General features: G+C 50.8%; 22 protein-coding genes and 1 tRNA gene. 1 reads left to right on the top strand and 22 read right to left on the bottom strand.

From position 1 onward, the window contains the following. Window positions 1–73 precede the first annotated feature (73 nt). Window positions 74–1267, bottom strand: coding sequence for an HD domain-containing phosphohydrolase (locus B7990_RS13285; protein WP_088641395.1), 1194 nt, complete (start codon window positions 1265–1267; stop codon window positions 74–76). An 88-nt stretch (window positions 1268–1355) separates the two neighbouring features. Between B7990_RS13285 and B7990_RS13280 the strand changes: the two genes are divergently transcribed. Next, a tRNA-Ser gene (locus tag B7990_RS13280) sits at window positions 1356–1436 on the top strand. 68 nt (window positions 1437–1504) lie between these two features. Here the strand turns inward: B7990_RS13280 and B7990_RS13275 are convergent. The 21 genes from B7990_RS13275 to tyrS form a co-directional block, all read right to left on the bottom strand. Next, window positions 1505–2233, bottom strand: coding sequence for a ComF family protein (locus B7990_RS13275; protein WP_088641420.1), 729 nt, complete (start codon window positions 2231–2233; stop codon window positions 1505–1507). Between the two features lie 182 nt (window positions 2234–2415). After that, a complete protein-coding gene (rodA, locus tag B7990_RS13270) occupies window positions 2416–3663 on the bottom strand; it encodes a rod shape-determining protein RodA (protein ID WP_088641394.1) in 1248 nt (415 codons plus the stop codon). Beyond that, on the bottom strand, window positions 3660–5513 hold the full coding sequence (mrdA, locus tag B7990_RS13265; RefSeq protein ID WP_088641393.1) for a penicillin-binding protein 2: 1854 nt from the start codon (window positions 5511–5513) through the stop codon (window positions 3660–3662). Before mrdA ends, rodA begins: the two co-directional genes overlap by 4 nt. Beyond that, window positions 5506–5991 carry a rod shape-determining protein MreD gene (mreD, locus tag B7990_RS13260; protein WP_088641392.1) on the bottom strand — a complete coding sequence of 162 codons (486 nt, stop codon included), beginning with the start codon at window positions 5989–5991 and terminating at the stop codon, window positions 5506–5508. The genes mrdA and mreD overlap by 8 nt, the downstream gene beginning before the upstream one ends. Next, on the bottom strand, window positions 5984–6811 hold the full coding sequence (gene mreC / locus B7990_RS13255; protein ID WP_088641391.1) for a rod shape-determining protein MreC: 828 nt from the start codon (window positions 6809–6811) through the stop codon (window positions 5984–5986). Before mreC ends, mreD begins: the two co-directional genes overlap by 8 nt. 19 nt (window positions 6812–6830) lie before the next feature. After that, complete coding sequence (locus tag B7990_RS13250) at window positions 6831–7853, bottom strand: rod shape-determining protein (RefSeq protein ID WP_088631316.1); 1023 nt, start codon at window positions 7851–7853, stop codon at window positions 6831–6833. Window positions 7854–7916: 63 nt separating this feature from the next. Beyond that, the gene (locus tag B7990_RS13245; RefSeq protein WP_254917535.1) at window positions 7917–8279 is read right to left on the bottom strand and encodes a hypothetical protein; all 363 of its coding nucleotides are present in this window, start codon (window positions 8277–8279) and stop codon (window positions 7917–7919) included. A gap of 203 nt (window positions 8280–8482) precedes the next feature. Continuing rightward, window positions 8483–9802 (bottom strand): hypothetical protein, encoded by a 1320-nt coding sequence (locus B7990_RS13240; protein ID WP_088641389.1) that lies wholly within the window; start codon window positions 9800–9802, stop codon window positions 8483–8485. A 163-nt stretch (window positions 9803–9965) separates the two neighbouring features. Continuing rightward, window positions 9966–10892 (bottom strand): AgmX/PglI C-terminal domain-containing protein, encoded by a 927-nt coding sequence (locus B7990_RS13235; protein ID WP_088641388.1) that lies wholly within the window; start codon window positions 10890–10892, stop codon window positions 9966–9968. Between the two features lie 3 nt (window positions 10893–10895). Then, window positions 10896–11390, bottom strand: coding sequence for a biopolymer transporter ExbD (locus B7990_RS13230; RefSeq protein ID WP_014546558.1), 495 nt, complete (start codon window positions 11388–11390; stop codon window positions 10896–10898). A 2-nt stretch (window positions 11391–11392) separates the two neighbouring features. Further along, window positions 11393–12283, bottom strand: coding sequence for a biopolymer transporter ExbD (locus tag B7990_RS13225; RefSeq protein ID WP_073424960.1), 891 nt, complete (start codon window positions 12281–12283; stop codon window positions 11393–11395). Window positions 12284–12323: 40 nt separating this feature from the next. Further along, window positions 12324–12962 carry a MotA/TolQ/ExbB proton channel family protein gene (locus B7990_RS13220; RefSeq protein WP_088641387.1) on the bottom strand — a complete coding sequence of 213 codons (639 nt, stop codon included), beginning with the start codon at window positions 12960–12962 and terminating at the stop codon, window positions 12324–12326. Window positions 12963–13150: 188 nt separating this feature from the next. After that, window positions 13151–17029, bottom strand: a complete 3879-nt coding sequence (locus B7990_RS13215; protein ID WP_088641386.1) for a tetratricopeptide repeat protein — start codon at window positions 17027–17029, stop codon at window positions 13151–13153. Between the two features lie 78 nt (window positions 17030–17107). Then, window positions 17108–19345, bottom strand: coding sequence for a tetratricopeptide repeat protein (locus tag B7990_RS13210; RefSeq protein WP_088641385.1), 2238 nt, complete (start codon window positions 19343–19345; stop codon window positions 17108–17110). An 11-nt stretch (window positions 19346–19356) separates the two neighbouring features. Next, complete coding sequence (locus B7990_RS13205) at window positions 19357–20814, bottom strand: OmpA family protein (RefSeq protein WP_254917534.1); 1458 nt, start codon at window positions 20812–20814, stop codon at window positions 19357–19359. A gap of 244 nt (window positions 20815–21058) precedes the next feature. Next, a complete protein-coding gene (locus B7990_RS13200) occupies window positions 21059–21262 on the bottom strand; it encodes a hypothetical protein (RefSeq protein WP_088641383.1) in 204 nt (67 codons plus the stop codon). A 126-nt stretch (window positions 21263–21388) separates the two neighbouring features. Then, entirely contained in the window at window positions 21389–22180 is a 792-nt protein-coding gene (locus B7990_RS13195) for a 1,4-dihydroxy-6-naphthoate synthase (protein ID WP_088641382.1), read from the bottom strand. A 14-nt stretch (window positions 22181–22194) separates the two neighbouring features. Continuing rightward, window positions 22195–22617: a membrane lipoprotein lipid attachment site-containing protein gene (locus tag B7990_RS13190; protein ID WP_088641381.1), complete on the bottom strand. Its 423-nt coding sequence runs from the start codon at window positions 22615–22617 to the stop codon at window positions 22195–22197. 98 nt (window positions 22618–22715) lie between these two features. Next, window positions 22716–23426 (bottom strand): futalosine hydrolase, encoded by a 711-nt coding sequence (gene mqnB, locus B7990_RS13185; protein ID WP_088641380.1) that lies wholly within the window; start codon window positions 23424–23426, stop codon window positions 22716–22718. A 9-nt stretch (window positions 23427–23435) separates the two neighbouring features. Continuing rightward, window positions 23436–24392: a 1-phosphofructokinase family hexose kinase gene (locus B7990_RS13180; protein ID WP_088641379.1), complete on the bottom strand. Its 957-nt coding sequence runs from the start codon at window positions 24390–24392 to the stop codon at window positions 23436–23438. A gap of 8 nt (window positions 24393–24400) precedes the next feature. Continuing rightward, on the bottom strand, window positions 24401–25618 hold the full coding sequence (gene tyrS, locus B7990_RS13175) for a tyrosine--tRNA ligase (RefSeq protein WP_088641378.1): 1218 nt from the start codon (window positions 25616–25618) through the stop codon (window positions 24401–24403). Between the last annotated feature and the right edge of the window lie 130 nt (window positions 25619–25748).

Genomic DNA, 25748 nt, shown 5'->3' with positions numbered 1-25748 from the left:
GAGCGGGAATCACCCTCCCCCAATAAAAAAATACGCCCGCACGTTGGCGGGCACAAAAAAAATTCAGTGTGATTTATTTCACAGGCGGCAAGAGGCCTTTCTTAGCAAACTCGCCTTCAGGCCTATAGCAGGAATAAAATTCGTCCCAGTGATCCATTAAAATATCTACAAGCTCCGGCTGGAAATACGAGCCACGAGATCTTTGCATTTCTTCCTTGACTTTTTCTTCAGGCCAGGCCGGCTTGTAACAGCGCGGGCTAGAAAGCGCATCCAGGACATCCGCCACAGCACAAATACGGGCGGCAAGCGGGATTTCTTCACCTTTTAGCCTATCCGGGTAACCCGTGCCATCCCAGCGTTCATGATGGCAGCCGGCAATATCCGAGGCCATGCAAAGCAAATCCGTCTTGGAATCACGGAGCAAAGTACGACCGATAATGGAATGAGCCTTCATCCGTTCATATTCTTCTGGGGTCAGCTTGCCAGCTTTATTCAGAACCATATCCGGAATACCGACCTTTCCAAGGTCGTGCAGCGGAGCCGCGTAGAAAATCAACTCCTGCTGTTCTGAAGGAAGTCCCATATAGCGGGCAAGCTTCAATGAAATTTCTGCAACACGGTGAATGTGGTCACCCACTTCGTGGCTGCGGAATTCAGAAACTTCACCCAGAATGCGGATAAGTTCCATGTGCGCCGACTTGAGTTCATCGGCCTTGCGCTCCAGTTGCTTCGCATAGCGCTCTAGCTTCTGGGCCCGCATTGCAGACTCAATCGTCTTTGCAGAATAAACCGAAATAAGTTTCAAGCGTTCCAGGTCTTTCTCGGAAAAGAATACGTTTTCCCCGACCTTGTTGATCGCCTGAAATACGCCCATTACACGATCGTCGCTTTCTAGCGGCATCGTCATAACGGATGTCGTATGGTAACCGCTCTTGACATCGCTCCGCCGGTCAAACCTGGAATCGCAGTACGCGTCTTCCACCAAAAGCGGTTCACCCGTCTTGAGGGAATAGCCGACAAAGCCAGCCGATAGCGGTATTCGCAGTTCGCTCACGCCATGGGCAACTTTTGTCCAAAGTTCGTTACGTTCTTCATCGACAAGCCAGAGCGAGCAGCGGTCGGCCTGGACAATTTTTCGGCCTAAATCAGCCATAAGCATAAGGAGACTGTCCGTTTTATGCTCTGCAGCAATTTTGGGCATGTACTCGAACAAAAGAGCAGCGACTTCGCCGTCTCCAAGATCGGTAGCGTTTCCTTGATAGCTCATAGTATGTAAAAAAATAGTTATTTCTGCATAAAATGCAAAGTATCGTTGACGATATCCAAGTATTTTTTCTATTCTTTGCGCACCAATTGGAGGAATAGGCTAATTGGTAAGTCAGCGGTCTTGAAAACCGCCGCCGTAAGGCTTGGGGGTTCGAGTCCCTCTTCCTCCGTAAAAAGCTCCCTTCGGGGAGCTTTTTTAATTCGGAATTAGGAAGTAGGAATTAGTAATTCATACTTCCTACCGCCTACTGCGAAGCCCGTCCCAATCCGCGCGGCAATCTGCAGCAAAGTCCGCAACAGCAGTCGCAGGCTCATCATAAATAAGTGTACACACCTTCAAGGGGAGCGGGAAATCCGCCCCAAACGCAGCCAAGCACGATGAAGTCGTCGCCCCTGTCGTAAAGACATCGTCCACGACGACGACACTCCCCCGCGTGGGCATTTTCCTAGGGAATTTTGCAACAAACGCCCCCGCCACATTCATTTCGCGTTCCTCTTTCGAAAGCTTAGTCTGTGAAACCACGAACGTCTTGCGCTTTAGTAGGCGGCAAACCTTACCGCCAGTCGCAACAGCAAGCGCCGCCGCCAGAAGTTCCGCCTGGTTGTACCCACGCTCGCGATACCTGGCCCTGTGAAGCGGCACCGGTACAAAGTAAAGCGGTTGCGCAAGCATCGATAGCTCCTGCGCCACCATCCCCTGCCTTACCGCCGACGAATGGCGCACCAGGTAGGACGCAAGCCCCGGAATATTCCTGTACTTGAGCGCATGCACAAGGCGCCTTGTCAAAGGACGCATCGGGAAAAGGCAAAAGACATCCTCGTTCGGGAATTTAGGCGAACACGATTCACGAGCCAGTTCCGCCGCACAAGACGGGCAAAGCCACGGGTCAAGCTTCTCCGAAGAATTCCCACATCCTAGGCACTCCATCCCGAAAACAAAATTTGATACCGTCCGTAAAACGCCCATAAAGCCTCCTGTCATAAAGCAGCGCAAAATCGCGCCCACCTCTATAACACGCTTTTTTTCAGGATTTTGGACCGTAAAAATTTCTTTAAAGTTCTACCAAATAAAACTTCACTGGATCCTTCACGGCGTTCGCCGTTCAGGATGACGTTCCTAACCACAAACCACCGCCTACTGCCTACTAATCACTTATTCCCCTGATAACGTAGGCACATCAAGAGTCCCACGAGGAACATGCACACAAGCGCAAAAGAACCGCCATAGGAGAGAAATGGCAACGGAAGCCCTGTCACCGGCATAAGCCCAATCGTCATTGCAATATTCACCGTGATGTGGAACAAGAATATCGTGCACGCGCCCATCGTCACAAGCGTCACAAACGGGTCATCGTTCGTCTTGCAAATCGATGAGGCTCGCCACAAGAACAACGTAAACAGCACAAGAATTGCAGCACACCCGACAAAGCCAAACTGCTCCCCGAGCACGCTAAAGATAAAGTCCGTATGTTCTTCGGGCAAAAACGAGAGATTCGTCTGGGAACCGTTTCCAAAGCCCTTGCCACCAATACCGCCACTACCAATTGCCGTGAGCGACTGCAACACCTGATAGCCATCGCCCAGCGGGTCACTCATCGGATCCAGGAACGTGTTCACGCGCTTCTGCTGGTGCGGCTCCAGCATGTTCCACACCATCGTACTGGCATACCCCGCCAAGATGTTCGTCGCAATGATCACACCCGAGAACTTTTTGGACAAGTGCCTGCGCAACACGGAGAAAACGACAAAGCAAATCAACACGCCCCACAAAACCTGCATCACCATCGACTGCGAATGCGAAAACAGCACTGATAGCACAGGGCTTACAATCAAAAACAAGTCCGTAAAGGTCAGCCCCGCAAAAAAGAACCCGACAAGCGTCACCGCCGTAAACACAAGCGCCGTGCTCAAATCCGGCTGCTTCAGCACAAGCAGGAACGGCACAACAAAAAGCCCGAGCGGCACCAAAAAAGTCTTGAGCTTATGCAAGCTCACCGGATGTTTCGAAAGCCAGTACGAAATCGTAATGAGGTACGCAATCTTTGCAAATTCCGAAGGCTGCAACTTGATCACTTTCAAGTCAATCCAGCGCCCCGCCCCCTTCACGTCACCCGCAAAGATGAGCACGAACAAAAGCAAGACCAACGCAATGGCATAGGACGGAACCGCAATACGCTTGAGCCAGTCAATTTTCACAAACACGAGGCCAACAGCAATCGCAATACCTGTCAGAAAGTAGACAATCTGCTTAAACCAGTGGGTATTGTAAAGGGCCAGTTCCTCGCCCACGGTCGCCGAATACACGAGGAACACGCCAAATGTCATAAGCACAAGCGTCACAGCAATAAAGAGCCAATCGAACTTTAACGATTTGTCCTGAATGCGATCGGTACTCATTCCTGTTCCTCTTCTTCTTTACCAAAAAACGCCATCAGCACTTTATGAGCTATCGGGGCTGCCACAGAACCGCCACCGCCGCCAGCTTCAATAATTACGGCAAGGGCGATTTGCGGGTCATCCAAAGGGGCTGCCGCAGCAAACCAGGCATGCGTCTTCTGCCCTTTTTTCCATTCGCCAGAACCGGTCTTGCCGCCCACACGAATTCCAGGTACTGCGGCTTTCTTGCCCGTTCCCCCCGGATGGTTTACCACAGAGTCCATTGCATTCAAGAGCACACGGTGCGTCTCAGGCTTCATTGTCCCCGGGCGGATAACCTCCGGTTCAAAACGGCGCACCACGTTGCCCTCGGCATCCTGCAGTTCCTTCATAAAATGCGGGCGGTATACACCCTTGTTCGTTGCTACAGAACCAATAAACACGGCCTGCTGCAAAGGCGTCACCATCTGCCCCTGCCCAATCGAGAGGTTCAGAATAAGCCCGCGCGCCCAGCGCCAGCCGAGGCGCTTGTTGCGCTGGTTAAACGATGCCGAATCCGGAAGCCATCCAGCGCGCTCGCCCGGAATATCCACGCCCAGCAGTTTTTCCCCATAGCCAAAGCGCCGCGCAAATTCGTTGATACGCGCCATGTCTATTTCAAGACCCGCCTGATAGAAATACACATCGCACGAGAGGCGAAGCGCATGCACCACATTCAGGTTCCCATGCACACCCCAGCACCTCTGGTAACGCGAACCATACTGGTAACCGCCCGTACAGGCTTTCGGGTAATACTTTGTCTCCGAGATAATCCCGCTTTCAAGCCCCGCCCCGGACGTCACGAGCTTAAAAATCGACGCCGGCGGATAAATGCCCGAAATCGCGCGGTTCGTCAGCGGACGCATCGAATCAAGCGCCACATGCGCCCAGCCCTTGTTGCGTTCACGACGCTTCAAGGAAAAGATGTTCGGGTCGAGTCGCGGCGAAGAAACCATCGCGAGGATTTCTCCATTGCGTGGGTCCAGCGCCACCAAGGCGCCTTTTACCGAATCGGGAATCGCCGCCTCGGCCGCCTTTTGCAGCTTCAGGTCTATCGTCGAAATCATGTGCAGTCCCGGTTCAGGCGCAATAAAGCCCCCCACATCCGAGAGCGTTCGCACTTCACGCCCCGAGGCGTTCACCTCCACAAGCTTGAGGCCGTTCTTGCCGCGGAACTCCTTGTCGTATTCCTGCTCAAGCCCCTTTTGCCCTACGCGGTCGCCCTGCGAATATGCCGCATATTCCGGGAGCTTCAGCTGTTCTTCCGAAATTTCACTCGTGTAGCCGAGCACATGCGAAGCAAGCGTCCCGTACGGGTATTCTCGGCGCGATTCGATGATCACCGAAACGCCCGGCAATTCCGTCGAATGCTCTTCAATTACCGCGACCTGTTCCATCGTCGCATCTTCCAGAATACGGACCGGGCGCGTACGCACCCAGCGAATCCTCTGGAACGCCGTATCAAGCGACAAGGAATCGAACAGCCGCACTCCAGCCGCATCACGGATATTCAGAAGCTTCTTGAAAATGGAATCCCTGTCCGCCTTCTTGCGCGGCATTTCAAGCGCCTGTAACGCAATCTGGTACGACGGGCGGTTGCGCACCAGCACATTCCCGTTGCGGTCGTAAATGTAGCCTCGGTCGGCTATCAGCTCGATGCGGCGCAAACGGTTATTTTCGGAACGCTGGAAGTTCTCTTCGTAATGCAAGTACTGCAAAGAAAACAGCCGAAACAGGATTACCGCAAAAAGAATAACAGTCCCGGCAAGGAATATCAGGATATTCCAGTTTCTGCGGACTCTGGCCTCATTCTCCGAAGTATCGTTATACATCCGACTTCTTCCCCGAAGTGAGGTAGAACAAAATACCGCCAATAACTACAGTGTAAATGCTTTCCGGTATCGTTTTCGTCAGGAATAAAGTCGTCACGACATCCTTTTCGAGACCTGTAATTAGGAAATAGAACATATCGTTCACATAGAACGCAAGCCCAAGGACACCAATTTTCGGGGGCAAGTTCAGCGTGAGGAAGTGCTCTTCCAGCTGTCCCACGGCAAAACCCACTATCGTCATTGCAATCGCATTGGCGCCAAGCCATTCCACAGGCGCATAGATATCCTGCGTAAAACCAGCCAGAAAGCCCCAGAGACACCCCGTAGCCGCCCCAAAGCGAAGCGCCACAGATACAATGAAAATCAAGACAAAATCAGGCCCAACGCCCAAAATCTTAAGCCAGTCTCCAATCGTTGACTGCACCGCAAAGGCAAGCACAAACATCAGAAGCGTCTTTAACCACCCGTAATTACTCATCGAGCAACTCCTGGATAATCCAATCCGGTTCCTTCTGCATCACAAAGACTTCCTCAAGCGTCGAGAATTCCTGGAACGGCTCAACATCCATAAGGCTCATCACATCCAAATCCGCCTTGCGCACCTTGTGCACCGTGCCCACCGGGATCCCCTTCGGGAAAATGCCGCCAAGCCCCGAGGTGATGAGCGTATCGCCCTCGGCAACGCCCGCATGCGAGGGAATCATCGCCGAAAGCAAATGACCGTCTACAGACTCCAAGAAGCCCACCACGCGCGTACGGCGTTCAAGCACGGAGAGTTTCAAGTTCGGGTCCACCAGGAGCTGCACACGGGAATGCGTAAGCGAAGCCTTCGAAATTTTCCCGACAAGGCCGTTCATCGACATCACCGGCATGTTCTCCTTCACGCCGTGATGCGTCCCGCGGTTGATCACGAGAGTCGTCAGAAAACGCCCGGGATTATGCCCCACCACGCGAGACGTCACGATCGGGAAATCCCACTTGTCGTCAAAACGCACCAAGGTATGCAAACGCGCCAGTTCCTGCAAGCCCTCGCTCGCGTGGTAAGTCTCCTGACGGAGCCTTGCGTTTTCAGCCTTCAGATGGTCATTCTCGGCCTGCAAGGACTTGAAGTCGTTCACAGAGGCAAGCAGGAGCTGCACCGGGTAAAACACCGTCGAAAGAGCCTTATCGACAATGCTCTCGCGCACCGCCGTCGGAGACGCATGCACCAGAATCCCTAAAACGAGAAAAAAGGCAAAAGCGACAACGCCATGCCTTTGGGTAAACAGATCGACAATAAAGCGAAAAGCTCTAAGCATCGAAGTGCAATTTCAGAATTTAGGTAGAAGAAGCCACCAAAACAGGACGGTACTTGTCCAGGTCTTCGAGAATGCGGGCTGCGCCCTTGCAAACGCAAGTCATCGGATCGTCAATCACGTTCACCGAGAGGCCCGTTTCCTTGCGGATACGTTCATCGAGACCACGCAACTGGGAACCGCCACCCGTGAGGATGATGCCCTTGTCGTAAATATCGGCAGAAAGTTCCGGAAGCGTGATGCTCAAGGCCTGCTTCACAGCTTCGATAATGGCCGTCACCGGTTCGTTGATGGCTTCGCGGATTTCGGCGCTACCGATAGGAATCGTGCGCGGCATACCGGCAATAAAGTCAAGGCCCTTGACTTCCATCGTCAATTCTTCTTCAAGCGGGCTAGCAGAACCGATCTGGATTTTGATCTGTTCGGCAGTGCTTTCGCCAACGCAGAGGTTGTACATCGTACGAAGGTAGCGTACAATGGCCTCGTCCATTTCGTCACCGCCCACGCGCACAGAGCCGTTGCAGTCGGACTTGTTCAAGGCGATCACTGCGATGTCGGACGTACCGCCGCCAATATCCACAATCATGTTACCGACAGGTTCTTCGACCGGGATGCCCATGCCGATAGCGGCAGCCATCGGTTCGTGAACCAGGTGCACTTCCTTCGCGCCCGTCATCTTGATCGCGTCGATCACGGCACGAGTTTCAACTTCGGTAATTCCGTTCGGAACGCCAACCACCACACGCGGTTTTACCATCCACAACGGATAGCGCTGTACACGCGTAATAAAAGTGCGCAAGAGCGTCTCAACAAGTTCAAAATCAGCAATCACGCCATCACGCATCGGACGTATTGCACGGCTTTCGCCAGACGTACGGCCAAGCATCTTCTTAGCTTCGCCGCCAATGGCAGTCACGCGATTGCTCTTACGGTCAACAGCAATCACAGTCGGTTCGTTAATGACAATGCCCTGTCCAGCCACATGGACAAGCGTATTTGCGGTACCCAGGTCTATACCGATATCACAAGAAAAAAGTCCGAACAAAATTTAACCCTCTATAGTAGAAATCCCAGCTAAAAATATAACTAAAATAGTCGAAACTATTACCTAAGGATTTTTATCCTTACCAAATTTTAGAACCTTGGAATAACGGTCCCAATGTCTACCGTGAACCTCGTAACGGTACTTGCGCTTTTCGTACATGGCAAGGTCCCGATAGATGTAAAAATCGACTTCTGCATACGCCGCATAAATTTCAGCCTCTGCACCTTCGAATAACCTAAAATCACGAATCTTGTAATACGGTTCATCGAGCAAGTCGGCCTTAGTCGCATTGGCGTTCAATGTTTCTGCAACCATGAACTTCAAGTCTTCCTGCAAGTACGAGAGGAGTTTCTTTTCAATGCGTTCCGTCGGTTCAGAACAAGACGAAAGCAATACAAGGAATATGAGGGATAAGATTTTCTTCATGCCCATAAAATAAAAAAAGAAACGCACCCAAGTGGAATGCGTTTCGAAAATTTAAACAAGTTGTAGGGTATGAGGTCGCTTCGCTTTGGGGTCGTGCTAAAGCACTTTGAGCTCGCTTCGCTCTGAGCAAATGCTCATGCCCCAAGGGGCGCAAGCCCCGTGCCCATACCTCAAAGGACCGCAAGGTCCGCGCCCATAGCTCTTTAGAACGAGTACGTTGCAGAGATTCTGGAGAAGAGCCTGCCTTCGCCCTGGAACGGATTACGGAAGAGGAGGTCTTCAGCAACGGTCACGTCGATCTTCAGCTTTTCTTCAATATTGATACCGAAACCAAAGCCAATGTGGTCCTTGGAGGTTCCGTCAGCAAGCGGGTTGGTGCTGAAGAAATTGCCGTCTTCCTTGCAGATGCCGTACTTTCCGCCCTTATCTGCTTTGTACTTCGCTTCGTTCTTGTCATTGACATTGCAATCTGTATAAAGGATGGACTTCTGGCCGCCAACACGGATAATGAACCAATCCCACCAGATATTACGTTCGATACCGAAGCTGATCATGCCACCGACATCGGTACGTTCATCCCAGTGCTTGTTGTCTTCATTGCGGGAGTCATAGACCCAAGAGCCGCCATTCAAGGACTTGTCAAAGAGCCAGTCATGAGCCTTTCTCTTGTTATAGATAAAGTCCAAGCCCATCCAGAAGAAACCACGATCGAGAGCGACGTTGATACCGACGCCCACCTGAGCATGCTTTTCATCCAGACCCGGAGCATCGATGAACTTGAGGTTCATAGCCGGAACGAGTTCGCCGTTAATAGCGTCCAAAGTAAAGAACGCACGGGACTTGATCAACCAGGAGAAGTTGCCGTCGTCAAAGAAGCTGTGGTGTTCCGGACCGTACTGGATACGGGCCAAAGCAAGAGAGAATTCCAAGTCAAAGTAGTTCGTGAACTGGAAGTTCATACCACCGTCTGCCTGCACGATAGAGGCAAAGGCGTCTTTCTTCACCTGGTAATTACCATCTTCGCCCATGTCGCCACCGTCCTGCTGTGCAATATACACATGCAAGCCCCAGGCATTACCGTTCGAGAGCGTACCGCCCAAGAAACCATCGAAGTTCGTCACCGTTTCAGGAACTTTAGTGCTAGAGCCATTTTCGCCAATCACGACATCCGGCAAGTACTGGATAAGTTCGGAATTAATGCGGCCAAAGAGACCACCGATAGAAATACGGGGATCCGGATTGTTGTCTTCTCCGACAGAAATGGAGAAAATACCGCCGAAATTCGGGTGCTGCGGGTCGAGGTTCTTGCCCGTTTCGACATCCTGCGTATAAGGACCGAATTCACCAATCAAGTAATTGGAGTAGAGGTTGATGTTTGCCGGGTTATCGAAAATGCTCACATCATCCATGATGTAGGTCGTGTTCTTACCCATAGATTCAATACGGGCAAATGTTGCAAATGCAGACCCAACACCAAGAATTCCAAATGCGGTGCCAACCGCAGCTACGGTTTTTAAGTTCATGGATTAACTCCTATTGAAAATTCTTTTATAAAGTTAGTTTTATAAAAGAAAAAACGCAACATAAATTTAATGAAACATCACTTTTTTTGATGTCATTCCCGAAATCAGGATACAAAAAAGGCCAGACGCAAGTCTGGTCTTTTTTGCAAGCTTTATAAGTGAATTATTCGGTGAACGTGAACGGAATCGTAACCGTCGTGTTACCAGACTTCACCTTGCTGAAGGTCCAGCGGCTAACTGCATTCTTGACTTCGGAGTCGAATTCCGGGAAACCGGTCGTCGAAGAAACAGTAGAGATGCTGATGATTTCGCCACCCGGAGCGATCGTGAACTTCAAGGTAACCTTACCCTGGAATCCCGGTTTTTTCTTCAGGCACTTGTTATAGATGTGGCGAAGACCCGGAGTACGCTGGCGGACAACCTTCATGATGTCTGCAGCGGAACGAGAACCACCACCGGCACCCATGTCGATATCGCGCATGGACGGAGTCTTGATGGAACCCTTAGCCTTAGTAGCGATACCACCGCCACCACCGCCAAGGAGACCTGCAAGGCCGTCACCGATACCACCGGAACCACCTTCTGCGTAACCTTCATTGAAGCCACCATTAGCCTTACCGCGACGGCCACCGAGAACGGTCTTACCCGTAGTCTGGAGACCAGCGACGTCCTTGAGCACCTTATCGATGTCCTTGGTGAACTTCTGGTTCTTCATCAAGTCATAAGCAGCAGCAGAGGCATTCTTGGTCTGAGCAGTGAGGAGCTTGAGCACACCGCGAGTCTGCGGAGCGTTCGGCTGGCCCTTACCGCGCGGCTTGCCACCGCCACCAGCTTTCTTACGAGGCTTCTTCGGTTCGGGCTTCTTCTTTTCTTCCTTCTTTTCTTCCTTCTGCTCAATCTGCATGGAAGTAGTAAGGTCCACGGAATCTGCGTTGTCGAATACGACTTCAGCAACGACCTGTTCGTACATGGAAGCCCAAATACACATAGCCAAAGCGATCACAAGAGAGACACCGGCGATTGCGCCCATCTTCTTGTCGGATTCCGGCATGAGCGACGCAATAAACGGATCTATGTTCTTCTTTGCCATTGATTATTCCTCCCCGCCGTTCTTTTCCATCACGGCGAATGCGATATTCGTGTATCCGGAGAAGCCGCAAGTGGCCATGACCTTATACATCGCATCATACGGGATGTTCTTGTCAATCTGGACAATGATGTGACCAGCTTCATCGGCAGGAAGGCCCATCTTGAGAGCGTGTTCCTGTTCGATAGCGCGACGATCCTTCAGGATTTCGTCCACCTTCGTAACGAGGAGGTCTTCCTGAGCGAGAACGTCAGCGGTCGGCACGACCTTTTCATTGTCAACGATAACGTAGTTAGCATCGACCACGACAGTCAAAGACACTTCCTTCGGCTGGACCTTGGAGGTCGAGATCGGAAGAATCAAGTTTTCTGCCTGGGTCAAGAGCTGACCTTCAGCGTCCATGTTCTTGATCATGAACACCAAGATGATGGTCATCATGTCCATCATGGACGTGAGGGAGAAAGGTACGTCTTCGCTATACTTACGAGATTTTCTAGCCATGATTAACCTCCCAACTTTGCAAGGTTGATCTTGCTGAAACCAGCTTCCTTAGCACGGTCCATGAGCTGGATGATCTTGTCGAACTGAGTGTCGTCGTTTGCAACGATGATGATGTTATCAACGTCGTCCAAGTCGATGAACTGAGTATGGATTGCAATCAAGTCCTTAGCAATGAGATCGTATGCGGAGAGCGGATAAACCATTGTCTTGTCGCCCGGCTTGAGAGTACGGGCAGAGTTCGGCTGAAGCGTTGCAACTGCCATGCCCGGAGTCGGAGCCTTGAGAGCGGCCGGCTTCTGCAAACCCATTGCGCCTTCACCCGGAAGGGACAAGAAGTTGTTGGCACCGTCTACATAAGCACTGTCGGCATGAGCTTCTTCAGCACTACCATCGTTCTTGTAGGCGGCCCAGATAACCTTACCCGGGTCTTCTTCAGATTCCTTCTGAATAGCCCAGAGTTCGATGGTTTCGATTTCGTAGAGATACTTCTCTTTGTCCATTTCGGAACCATCTTTGCACTTCGGTCCGTGTCCACTTTCAACAGCCGTCTTGACGTCTTCCATCGGATACGTAACGAGCTGAGCATCAGACTTGCAACGGAACGTCCACATTTCCTTGAAATAGACGTTCGGCTGGAAACCACCGCGTGCACCGATAACAAGGTAGTTGTTAGCGATAGCGAGGGACAAGTTCAATGCCTGCTCATCAGGTGGAGGCGGCACGTCATTGTCCATGATCATCTGGCTGCGTTCAGGCAGGTTGACTTCGACAATGGCGAGTTTGGAGAAAGCAGTCATGGTCAAAAGCATAGGAATCAAGATGGTGAACAAGCCCATCGCCGGAAGCAAATCCGGTTCTTCGACCTTTCCTGGTTTCTTGATATTTTTTGCCATGTTTATTTAAACTCCAGTTAAAATTAAACTCTCTGATTGATTATGCGAGGGAGTTGATAATCTTGAGGCCCTTTTCTTCCATTTCCTGGATGAGGCGTTCGGAGTTCATGTTGAGAAGACCGACGATGACGAGGAGAGGAACTGCAGAGAGAAGTCCGAGGAGCGTAGTACCCATAGCGATAGCAATACCATCAGCAAGAGCCTTAGCACGTTCAGAAGCCGGCTTGTTAGCAACAGCGTCGAATGTGTAGATCAGACCGTAAATCGTACCCATAAGTCCGAGCAACGTGGAGATGGAAGCCATAACGGAAATGATGGAGATGTAGCGAGTGAGGCGCGGAGCTTCAGTGAGGAACACAGCATCAGAAGCAGCAGTCATCAAGTCACGAGCCTTGTCTGCATCCTTGCAGTTGAGCTTAGCAGCAACGATAGCGTCCATAACCTTAGCGATTGGGAGCTTGGAGCTCTTAGCGAACTGGAGAGCCTGTTCGAGCTGGTTCTGCATAACGAGCTTACCGAAATCGGCCATGAACTTAGCGCGGCCCTTGGAGCTCTTCACCATGATGTAGGAAACGCGTTCGAGAGAGAAACCGAGGCCGATGATGAACACGACCAAGATGATCCACATGAACTGGTAACCATCAGATTCAGGGCTGAAGGATTGAAGCAATTTAGACATTAGAGACTCCTTTAATTGAGTTATTGTTTTTGTTGTTTTTGATAATCTTCGTTCATATTTATTTTTTTTTGGAGCGTTGTGGGAGTTTTTAGTAGTAAAACTTTCTTTACCGCGATGAAAACGCCCTCAAGCCCAATAAAATAGGGGAATCCCATGAACTAGGATTCCCCGTAAAATAGTTTTTACCGCTATTTCTTCTTGCCTTTTTTAGCCTTTTTCTTGGCTTTCTTGGCTTCGGACTTAGCTTTTTTGCCCTTCTTGCCCTTCTTGGAGGTCGTTTCGACAGCTTCTTCGTCGCTAGAAGATTCAGAAGCAGCTTCGACACCTCTTTCAGAAGCCGGGATCAAGCTCGGGTCAGCCATCCACTGCTTGAGCTTGGCGAGTTCTTCTTCAAGCTTTACGCGATCGTCCTTCGTTTCCTTGACGATGTTGCGGAAGGTGGAGACCTTTTCTTCGAGGGTCATAGCGTCAGACTGTTCGATCTGTTCGATACGAGCCTTCAACTTGAAGTAAGCCGGGTCAGCAAAGAGCGTAGACGGGTCAAACTTTTCGATCTTGGTGTTAAGATCTTCGTTAGCTTCGTCGAGCTTTCTCAGGGTTTCAAAAAGCTTTGCAGTCCATTCGTTATCGATACCGTAGTGAGCAGAAGCCTTGATACCAGTTGCGCACTGCGGGATAGCGAGCTGCTTGGCGGCATCAGAACGGCTGTTCAATTCTTCACGGTAGGCTTCCAAGTCTTCATGGGCAGCCATGATAGCGTCATCCTTCACCATGCCCTGGCCAATGTATTCACGGACAATCATAGCACTGTCCGGAAGCGGAGAGTTGGCGAATGCGTCAGCAACTTCGACGAACACGGCGCAGCCCTGGTAGTACATTTCGATGTAGCCCATTTCTGCAGCGATCACGTCCTTGTTGTAGAAGCCCTGGTCACGAGCGAGGTCGATGTTCTTCTGGAAGATCGGACGAGCCTGTTCGTAGTAAGTCGGGAGCTGCTGCACAATGCCGATGCGTTCTGCAAACTTTTCTTCTTCCTTCTTACCGTTGAGCTGCTGTTCACGAATCTTTGCAGCCATCGTCACGAAGAGCATACCCATCTTGTTGGTGGCACGGAAGGTCCACTTTTCAGATGCGTAGGCAGCAGACTTGGAGTAGTGACCCATAGCCTTCTGGAGGGTTTCAACCAAGCTCTTGATGATCTTGGCCTTTTCCTTTTCCTTGCCCTTCAAGACAACCGGAGTCATCTTGTTGTATTCCTGTTCACCCATGTAGAATGCAGCTTCAGCCGGGATAGCAGCGTCTGCGTTCTTGATCTGCAAACCGTACTTGTCGTAAGCTTCGAGAGTCTTCTTGTAAGCATCAACAGAGTTATCCATGTCCTTCACATTGCGGTAGGCGCGAGCGATACCGATGTAAGCGGCAATGAGCTTTTCCTTGTCTTCCTGGTACATCTTGATGAAGTTGCGATATTCCTGGATGGCGAGGTCCCACTTCTTAGCGTTAGCGTATGCCATCGGGATAGAGAAGGCAGCGTCAACAGCGTAAGAGCTCTTCGGATAGTCGCGGACGAGGTCCTTGGAGCAGCGGATAGCTTCGTTGGTCATCTTGGCTTCGTCATAGCTCAAGCATGCGCTATAGAGGAAGGACGGAGTTTCTTCGTTCTGCGGGTAGCGCTTGTAAGCAAGTTCGAACGTCTGGGCAGCCTGCTTCTTGTCCGGGATGGAGTCATAGGTCTGAGCAGCAAAGCCAATTGCCGGGAAGGCCATAGAATCCTGCGGGAAGTTGTCAGTGATGAACAAGAACGTCTTAGCAGCAACCACCGGCTGCTTATCCTTCTTGTAGTTGCTAGCAGCACGCAAGATACCCTTGACAGTGAGCGGAGACTTAGCATAGCTCTTCGGGAGGAGCATGAAGGTTTCAGCAGCCTTCTTGTACTGGTTGACGCTTTCGTAAGCGGCAGCAGCTTCGAAGATAGCCTTGTCAGCAATGTCGATGTTCGGGTAGCGCTTCACGAGGTCCAAGTAAGCCTTGGCACCAGCTTCGGACTTACCGGCCTTGACAGAAGATTCAGCCTTCTGGAAGAGAACGTAAGCGATAGCCTTTTCGATTTCAGCAGCCATGGAGTCGTTACGAGTTTCCTTAGCCTTGTACTGCTTGAGGAGCCATTCAAATTCGGTGAGGGATTCATCGAGCTGGTTGGATTCAAGGAGAGACTGAGCAAGCATACGGCTGATGAGCAAGATATACTGGTGCTTCGGGAAGTCCTTCTTAAGCTTGCGGAGGACGTTCACAGCAACGCTGAACTGCTTTGCATCGTAATGAACGATAGCGGCGTTGTAAGCAAGTTCTGCAGCTTCCTTGTTCTTACCGAACTTAGCCATGTACTTATCGACCTGGTCGAAGTAGGCCTTAGTTTCCGGCAAGTTGTAAGCCTGGACAGCGTCATCGTTAGCCTTAGACTTTCTTGCATTTTCACGAGCCTGGTCCATCATGAGAACGGCGTTATAACCAGCTTCATCCTTCGTGAGGAGAGCGCCGGAACCCATTTCGCGACGGCCATAGCGGGTCGTATCGGTTTCAACGATCCAGTTGAACATCTTGGCAGCGTTAGCATGCTGGTTCATTTCCTGATAGACAAGAGCAAGGTTGATGTGAACCTTGTATTCATCCCAGGTCGGTTCCTTAGCATAGCGCTTGAGGAATGCTTCATAAGCTTCGATAGCCTTAGTATACTGTCTCTTGCCGCCTTCGATATCACCTTCCTTGGTGAGCTTAGCAGCCTGAGCATGGTGGTACTGCGGAATGTCGAGCATAGCGCCACGGATGGCCTTTTCAGCATTCTTCACAGATTCCGGATACTTCTGGTTTTTCTTGTACCAGGAAGAGTTACGGTCATAACGCTTCACAACTTCATAACGGTGAGCCTGAGCATCTTCGAACTTCTGCTGGACGATCAAGATTTCGATCATGGCAATATCGGCGAGCGGAGCGTCGATATAGTCCGGGTTGATGCTCATCAAGCGCTTGAAGGACTGGACTGCTTCTTCGTTACGGTCATGGTCCTTGTTCTTCATACCGATGCGGTAGTAGACAGAGTCCTTGAACGGAACCTTCTTGTCCTTCAAGAAAGCTTCAGCTTCCTGGACACCACCACCTTCCAAGTCAGAGAAGGAGGCTGCCATGAAGTCCATAGCTTCAGCGCGCAAGTCGTTAGGATATTTACCCTTGTCAGCACCGACGATGTAGTCGAAATACTGTTTAGCAGCAATTTCGTATTCGGCAGTGTTGTAATAAGATTCTGCCAAGTGGTACATGGCAAGTGCAGCTTCCTTACCCGTGAGGTTTTCGAAGCCCGTCACCTTCTTATAGGCACCGATAGCGTCCTTGAACTTACGGTTCATGAAGTGGTATTCAGCAATACGGAGCCATGCCTTCGGCACGAGACCGTTGTCCGGGAAGTCACGGACGAGCTGCATACGGAGCTTGTAAGCCTTGTCGTCTTCGCCACTGGCTTCCTGCACAGCAGCAGCCTGGTAAATCACGGTCGGAGCCTTGGCTTCCTTCGGATACTTGTCGATGTATTCGAGGAAATAGCCCAAAGACTTCTGATGGTCAGGCTTCGGGAACTGACCGATGTTGGCGCACTTTGCCGGCTTATTGTCGCGGTCAGCGCACCATGCGACATCTTCTTCATACTGGGCGTTCTTGTCGAGGAACTGCTTTTCTTCGAGCTGGAACTGGTAGTGACCGAGCTGTTGCAAGGAGCTTGCGCAACGGTTGCTCACCTTGCCCTTGCAGCGTTCTACCTGGCGTTCCCACTGGGCGATAGCATCGCGCATGCCCTGTTCGTCAAGGCCACCAGAACGGCAAGCCTGTTCAGCCTGGTTCTTGATAACTCGATAGGAACTGGCGCACTGTTCATAACCAGAGTTGCCCTTTCCAATGGATTTGCACTTTGCGTAAAGATTCTTAGCTTCGGTAGTCTTATCTTTACACGGGTCCGATGCAGCGAATGATGTTCCGGCCATGGAGCAAACAATTGCTGATACGAGCAATAGATTTTTCATCGTTCTCTATCCACCTATGATTATTCTAAAAAATAAAAAGGACGGACCCGATTTTAAGCGGGCCCGCAACTATAACTATTAGAGGTCATCCTCCAACGAGGGCATTTCAGATGCACCAGACTTCGAGGCGCCGCCACCAGCACCACCCATCTTAGACAAGAGGGTAGCCTTTGTAAAGCCAGCGTCATCCAAGATGCGCTTACGGTTGGATTCGAAGCGGTCACTCTGGATGGACCTTTGCATGAACGAAGCATAATCTTCAATAGCCTGGTTAGCCTTGTTGAACGTCGGACGCAAAGCTTCACGCTTGCTTTCCACACGCGGAGTCGGCAACTGGCGAGCGAGATCCAAAGCAAGAACCTGAACGGAGTCGAACTGGCTCTGCATTGCATCGTAAGCCTGACGGGCACTGTCGCGAGAAGCAACAGACACAATCGGCTGTTCCGTACGCTTTTCAGCCTGAGTCAAGGCTTCGAGAGCGTCCTGATAGTTCTTCTTCATGAAGTGGCAGTAACCAATCACGAGATAAGCTTCGGACACGAGGAAGGATTCCGGAAGATTGCTGATAATCCACTTAGCCGGCTTGATAGCTTCATCCGGCTTGTTGACCTTAAGGAAGGACCAAGCAATACCGAGCATAGCTTCGTCGAACACCGGAGATTCCTTCTGGACCTGGCCATACATCTGAGCAGCAGCTGCGATGTCCGGCTTTTCACCAGAGAAGAAGAGGTGGCCGAGCTTAACTCTAGCAGCGTCCTGAAGGTCGCGTTCAGACTGGTTGGAAACCGGCTGTTCCGTAATATCACGGAAGCAGTTTTCAGCTTCGTCAAACTTGTTCATACGGCTGTTGGCAATACCCATGGTATAGCGAGCGTAGAAGTAGTTTGCGTTACCCGGAAGAATGGAGGCGAGGAGATCGACAGATTCCTGATAGAGGCCCTGTTCGAACTTGATCTGGCCTGCAACGTAGTCAGCGTCAGCCTTCACGTCGCTTTCACCAAACTTCTGAGCAATGTTCTGATACTTGTTCATAGCTTCCGTGTACTTGCCTTCCTTATAGTCGATGTTCATCAACTGGAAGTGGTACTTGGCGCGCTGGTCACTCTGCGGATAACGCTTGATAGCGTCTTCGTAGACGGACTTAGCAGCCTTGTGCATACGGAGGTTTTCGAAAGACTTTGCCTTGTAGAAAGCAGCCTGGTCCACCAAGTGGAATGCCGGGTACTTGGTCTGAACCTTACCGAAGGCATAGGCAGCTTCGAGGAACTGACGGTTCAAGTACAGACGCATAGCAGCGCGGTAGTCGTTTTCAGGTTCAATCTTCAAGCGGCGATAGCGTTCTTCACCGATCTTCTCTTCACGGGTATCACCGAAGCGAGAAGTCAGCTTGACAGCCCACACAAAGCCACGGTTCTTCTTGGCCCAGAGGTCGTCGTGAGACATTTCGAGGTCGAGAGCGAGGTAACGGAAGATGCTGACATCCTTGACGTTAACCGTAGCACCGATGACCGGGTAGCCTTCCTTAGTGAAGCGGGCGCGGACACCGAGGTGAGAAGAAAGATAGTAGGTCAAGGAGAAGCTCATTTCGAGATTAGCACCCTTACCACCTTCATCAGAATCGTGGATGATGTCAATCACAGAGAGTTCAGCCTTGAATTCGAGGAGACGGTTGAAGCCGCGGTAGAACAACGACACATTGAGGTTCGTCGGAATCTGGTATGCATCGGCAGCACCCATGAACACGAACTTCATGCCATCGGTAGCTTCAGCTTCGCTAACTGCCGGAGCAAGAGCGTTCTGAACGGCAACACCGATAAGCAAGTAACCGTACTTCGAAGAAGCGAGCGGGTTCCAGCTCAAACCTACGTCAGCACCGACTGTAAGCTGCTTGACTTCATCAAACTGGTTGATGTACAAGACAGAGAGATCGACACCGAGGGAGAGCAAGTGGAAAAGTCTGTAGGAATAGCCGAACATTGCGGCAATTTCGCTATAGGACTGGCCACCTTCGATGGAAGCACCGTTTTCGAAAAGGGAGAAGCCCAAAGTGTGCTTGTAATCCATCGGATATGTCAAGCTGACATATTCCTGGCTAGCTTCGCCACTAATGGTGCTAAAGAATGCAGCGCTGAATTCGAGCTGATCGGTTTCAGAAATTCCAGCCGGGTTCACATACATCGAGGTGTTACCACCAAATTCGGCAAACCAGTCATTCTGCTGATACTTATTCGGCGTGTAGGTTGCCTCTGCAAACAAAGAAGTGCTGGCTACGGCAAGTCCAAAAACGGACGTCTTGATGAAACTAGTACGCAACATCACCTACTCCTTTACTGAATATCCGTGCGGATGAACTCAATACGACGGTTCTGCGCACGCCCTTCGGGTGTTTTGTTAGAAGCAACAGGCTTCGTATCGCCCATGCCCTTAGTTGTCATACGGCTTTCGGCAATGCCCTTTTCGACAAGGAAGTTCTTCACAGCGTTAGCACGGTCTGCGGAGAGGGTCATGTTCTTGTCCTTGTTACCGATGTTATCAGTATGACCAATAATTTCGAAAGTAGCTTCGGGGAAGGTTTCCATGATATCGACAACCTTCATCAAGGAGATGTAGGAGTCCTGAGTAATCGTGGACTTACCAGATTCGAAGTTCACACCTTCAAGAACGAAGACCTTCTTCGGCGGCTGCGGAACTTCATCCGGGCAACCATCATCGTCCTTGTAGTTGTTCAGAGATTCAGCCTGTTCCGGGCAGAGGTCCACACCCTTACAGATGTGAGCGTACTGGGAGAGCATACCCTTAGCTTCAACCCACGGGTCGCAGAGACCGTCGCGGTCGTTGTCTGCATCCGGGCAGCCATCGTCATCCTGGAAGCCATCGAAGTCTTCAGCTTCTTCCGGGCAGTTGTCGAAACCGGTGCAAACGCCAGCGTACTTTTCGGAGAGACCTTCTTCGGAAACCCACGGATCGCAGAGGCCATCGCCATCAGTGTCCGGATTGCGAGTTTCTTCGACAGCTTCTTCTTCCTTAACGACGTCAGTTGCAGTAAGACCAATATCCAGCTTGCCCTTACCGCGCTTGAGCATCGGAGAGGTAGACTGGCAGAAGAAGTTCGGGTTGCCGATAGACGGGCTGATGAACTTCGGGTCCAAGGACACGTTCGTGCGGTTCACCTTGATGAACTGGTTGAACGGGTAGTAGTTCTTGTAAATGTTGTTGTATTCCACCTTCGTCTGACCGGCAGCCGGGTCAGCAAACACACCGTAATAGTGGTTTTCCATGAAGATGTTGTTACGGGCGACCACGTTGGTCGGTCCCTTCAAAGCGAGGCCGGAATAGCCGTTGCGGAGAACGACGTTCTGTTCGATGTAAGCATCGAGAGACTTAGCACCCCAAGCGAGAATACCAGACCAGCGGTTACCGTAGACCACGTTGTTGCGGAGCCACGGCAGAGAAATGAAAGCACCGATACCCGTTGCGTGGTTATCGATCACATAGCAATGATGAATGTAAGGGGCAGCGTTTTCGCAAAGGATACCTTCGAGACCGTTCCTCACTGTGAAGTGCGACATTTCGGCGCCTGAAGTACCCATGACGGTCGGACCACGGCGGCCACCATCGATGATGGTAGACAATGGGTCCTCGCCCTTAAGAACAACACCCATGATCAAGGTGATGTTTTCATTATAAACACCGCGTTTGACAAGGATTGTATCCCCGGCATCCGCATTTCCGAGAGCATCTGCAATCTTTGCGAAATCGCCAGGCACGTTGATATTCTTTGCCATGGCGGTTCCTGAAAGAAGCATCGCCCCGGCCGTAATTAAGACCAGTTTCTTTAGGGTCATACTGCTACGTTTCTCCAATCATAGAACACTTAAATTCGTTAAACATACGCTTGCCAGTTTGGCAAACACAAAACCCATGTGGGAATATACCTTCAAAAATGACTTTAGTCAAATACTTTTCGTCAAAAACGCCATTTTTCGTGTAAAAAATACACAGGTATAGCCTTTAGGGAAAATTTATCTGTCAATCCTCACTCGGAAGATCGTCCTCCTTTTCCTCCTCCTTCTTTGCACCTTGAATTGAAACACGAATCTCTTGGCAGGTCTTCTTGATGTTCTGCAAGACCTTGCGAGCGCGTGTGCCAGCAGATTTGTTGCCGCGTTCGAATTTCTCGTATTCGCGTTTGAAATTTTCAATTTCTAGTTCGAGATCGTTTACTAAACTCATAAGCAAACTCCAAAAAAAGATGCTTTTTGGAAAATAAATAAAGTTTTTGCTAAAAATTCGCCGTTTTGCAAAATTATGTTTACGTTTACAAACTATTACATAGGTTTGGGTTAATTCAACAACTTATTAACAGTGTGATAACCGCCACAGATTCTCAAGAGCCCGAAAACCGGCCTCCCCAACATTTTCGGAGAAGTCATTCACGAACATGGCGATGTGGGACTTGATGACTTCATCGTCATCGATCTGTGCTTTTTCGACGATAAACGGGGTCACCGGATCATGCCTTTGACGGGCAATCTGGAGGCTATGCCGAATCTCTTTTTCAACGGATTCGATAGTCGCATACCCCAATTCCTTTTTTGCAACGGCGATCCCCAGCGGAATCGGAGAACCCGTCTCCTGCTCCCAAAACGCCCCCAGATCCTGCAAAAGATGGAGGCCGTCCCTTTTCCACGTAAAGCGGTGTTCGTGGATTGTAACGCCCTGGGGAACGCCTTTGGCAAGGAGTCCACGATACACCTCGTCAAAGAGGGCATATTCGAGTTTTGGAGCGTTTTTGAAATGGTGCGCATACCAGAACTTGAAAAGAAGCGCTGCGGTCGTATTTGCGCCCGGAAGCGTTGTCGGGAGTTCAGGATTGAACGTATCAGACTGAGAAGAGAGCAAAAGCGGACCACAGCCGTACCCGATGGCGCCCCCGCAACCGAGGCAACGGTACGTTTCGGCAATTTGGGGATAGACCTGGGCGCTGATCTTTGCGACATCGAGTTCACCTCGCAGAACCATCTCGTTGAGGGTCTGTACGTCGGCAAACGTCACTTTCCATTCAAATGGGGAATTTTCAAGCCCCTGGAGCAAAGCTTCGTAGATGAAGGTGTCGTTTGGGCAAGTGGAAATACCAAGAGAGAGTTGCATAAAAATACAGAAAACTAATAAACCATGGCACGGACAGTCACAGACCACGGACTGAGATTCACATTTCCCTTGGCTCGCGGAGTAAACCGAACATCGTTACGCCCTTGCAAGACGATAGCATCCGCATTGCGGAATGTAAAATTACCGGCTTCATCGATTTCGGCTTCCCTTTTAATGCCGTTCATAACATGTTCAACGACAATCTTGTTTTCGAAATAAGTCGTATCATAACCGTTCAAATGCAAGGTCGTCGAAGCGGAACGGTTCACATTTCCCGTCAAGTTCATGTCGCTACGGAGAGAATCAAGAACGGAACCGCCAAAAGTCCCCGATAGAGACCACTGGATAGTCAAAGGTTCAGGTTCGGAAACTTTAGAATCCGAAGAGCAAGCTACCAAAGCAAGCACGGACAATGCCAAAAAAACAATTTTTTTCATTTTAAACTCCTTGTTTAACGATAAATTATTTACAAAAATAACATAAGAAAAACATACGCGATACAAAATATTTTTCGATAGGCTTGGCTACAAAAAAATTACATCGCAGCAATAGCAACCCGGAGCCTGTCCAGGGCTTCCTTGATGCGCCAGGCAGATTTATCGCGGGTAGTGGCAAAGTTGCTTACGGCACGGATTTCGTAGCAGGGAATGCAAAAGGCGTGGCAAACCGAAAAGCAGGCCGCCCCTTCCATCGATTCGACATCGACATTGAAGTTTTCGCTACGTTCTTTCGCCATGGAGGCGGTTCCCGTGCAGCAATTGACGCTGAGACCGGCGGTAGGCTTTAAATTCGAAAGCCAGGCGGGAACACCCCGTAGCGACGAGGATTCGTAGACAGGCGCAGGCACTTGAGAGGCAGAACCGTTCACAGAAGCTGCGCAAACCTTGTGCCACGGCGTAAACGATCCATCACATTCGACAACGCCAAGGTCCCCAACAACTTCAGAATCGACGCGAATTACATCGCCAACGTCCAATCCGCGACCAGGATAGGCACCACAGATTCCCGCAAGCACCACATGCGTAAAAGGCCCTTCGGCAGCAAACCGAGAAAGCAATACAGATAAATTTGTTGCAAATTCAAGCAAGCCCACGCCAAGGACTACGGCAAAGCCGCGCCCTTCGGGCAGTTCGACGATTTCGCCTAAACGAATGTCACTTTGGACAAAGGACTTGCATTCTGGAAAGACGCCAAAGAATTCCAAGTTTGACGCAAAGGCAAACAAAGGAACAAAGTTGTCTTCCATAACACGCCCTTATTCGAGACGTTCGACCTTTGTCGAGAGTTCGTTTTCAAGTTCGGCAACGCGGTCGAGGCTCAAGTTCCACGGGCGTTCGACTTCGCAACGGGCACTTGCCACGGCTGTAGCCTTCGCCAAGCAGCTTTCAAAACTCAAGTTCTGTTCGAACGCATAGAGCCAGCCCGCAAAGAACGAGTCTCCGGCGCCAATATCATTTTTTACGTTGATGGTCGGCGGCTGCAACTGGATTCCCTGGAACTTCTTTTCCATGAGGCGGAAAGCACGTACAGGGGCGTCTTCTTCGGTCACGATGAGATTCTTGATCGGGAGGCGCTCGAGAACTGCCGTTGCCGTCATCTTCCAGAACTGCGGACTCGACTTGACCTGCGGAATACCCATGCGCTCCAGGAGCTTGCAGTATTCCAGCATGTTGATTTTCAGGACGTCCACGCCTTTCGCGAGGAGTTCGTCAATGCCGTCAATGGCATCAACAAAGATGTGCTTGTCGCTGAAATCAAGGTCATTGAATATCTTTGCGTTAAAGCCTTGCGGGAATGTTCCGCACAAGGCGATGTACTGCGTAGAATCCCAGTATTCATTCAGCGTTTGCGTGAAGTCTTCGTTCTCGGAATCCGCAAGCATCGGGGACGGTTCCACAAGCTCTGTGGTATCGCCATTGCAGGCAATCGTCGTGCAGATGCGCGTATTCTCGCGAATCCAGATTGGCACCTGCTGGATGCCGCAAGCCGAAAGCTCGTCAAAGATTTTTTCTCCGTTCCCGGCACCAAGGAAATGCATCAAGCGGGGAGTACCGCCCAAGAGCTGCAACACTCGGCAGCAGTTGATGCCCTTGCCCGACGCGTATTCCTTGACCTTGGAGATGCGGTGCACTTCGCCTGGAGTAAACTTGTCCAGAAAGAACACCCTCTGCCAGGCAGGATTCAAACCGAGAACTAAGATTTCCCTTGACATCGCTTACCTTAGAAGTTCACCTTGAAGAACTTGCGCTTGCCCACCTGAACGACAATCTGGTCGCCACCCTTGATTTCGATCTGGGCCTGCGGATCAGCGAGCTTTTCACCGCCAATCTTCACACCGCCGTTCTGCACCATGCGGCGAGCTTCGCCCTTGGAAGCAAAAGCCTTGATGTTCACGAGGAGATCGAGGGCGCCATACGAGCCAGCATCAACAGAGCATTCAGCAGCATCGCTCGGGATGGCGTTACCGCTATGGATTTCGCGTTCCTTGGCGGCAGCGGCTTCGGCAGCTTCGGCACCGTAGTACTGCGTCACGATGTCAATAGCAAGGCGGTGCTTGGCTTCGTTCGGGTTCATCTTGCCCGCGGCGATGTCTGCCATCATCTGCTTGACTTCGTCGAGCGGGATGTTGGTCAAAAGTTCATACCAGTTCTCGACGATGCTGTCGGCGAGGCTGTAAATCTTGTGGTACATCACGTCAGCCGGTTCATTGAGGCCAACGTAGTTGCCGATGGACTTGGACATCTTGACCTTGCCATCAGTACCGAGCAAAATCGGCATGAAGAGACCGATCTGCGGTTCCATGCCTTCAAAAATCTGGAGGTCGCGACCACGAAGCACGTTGAACTTCTGGTCGGTGCCGCCGAGTTCCACGTCACTCTGGATAGCGACGGAATCGTAACCCTGCATCATCGGGTACATGAATTCGTGGAGGCTGATCGGCGTATTGGCGGCATAGCGGTTGTGGAAGTCTTCGCGTTCGAGCATCTGGGCGACAGTGAACTGGCCCATGAGTTCGGTGACCTTGCTGAACGGGAGCTTGGAGAACCATTCGCCGTTGTAGTGGATTTCGACCTGGTCGCGGCGGACGACCTTGAAGAACTGTTCCTGATATTCCTTGGCGTTTTCGAGCACCTGTTCGTGCGTGAGGCGCGGACGGGCCTTGTTACGGCCGCTCGGGTCACCAATCTGCGCGGTGTAGTCACCCACGATGAGGACGACCGTATGACCGAGGTCCTGGAACTGGCGGAGCTTGCGCATCACGACCGTATGGCCGAAATGGACGTCCGGAGCCGTCGGATCCACACCCATCTTGATACGGAGGGGCTTGCCCGTTTCGTAGGACTTCTGGAGTTTCTTTTCGAGTTCGTCTTGCGGCACGATGTCGGTAACGCCGCGCATCAAAATTTCAAGCTGTTCTTTAACAGGACGGAATTGCATTTTAGTTACTAGTTAATAGTTGATAGTTGTTAGTTAATTTACGGGGTAAAGATAGCAATTAGTCGGCCGTAGGAAGTTGGAAGTAGGAAGTTGATAGCAGGCTGTAAACAGTAAAATTGGAAAACTTTGG

The organism is Fibrobacter sp. UWB4, from assembly GCF_002210345.1.
GTDB lineage: Bacteria > Fibrobacterota > Fibrobacteria > Fibrobacterales > Fibrobacteraceae > Fibrobacter.
Note: the sequence above shows the minus strand (reverse complement) of the source record. Positions and strands in the feature narration are given on the sequence as shown.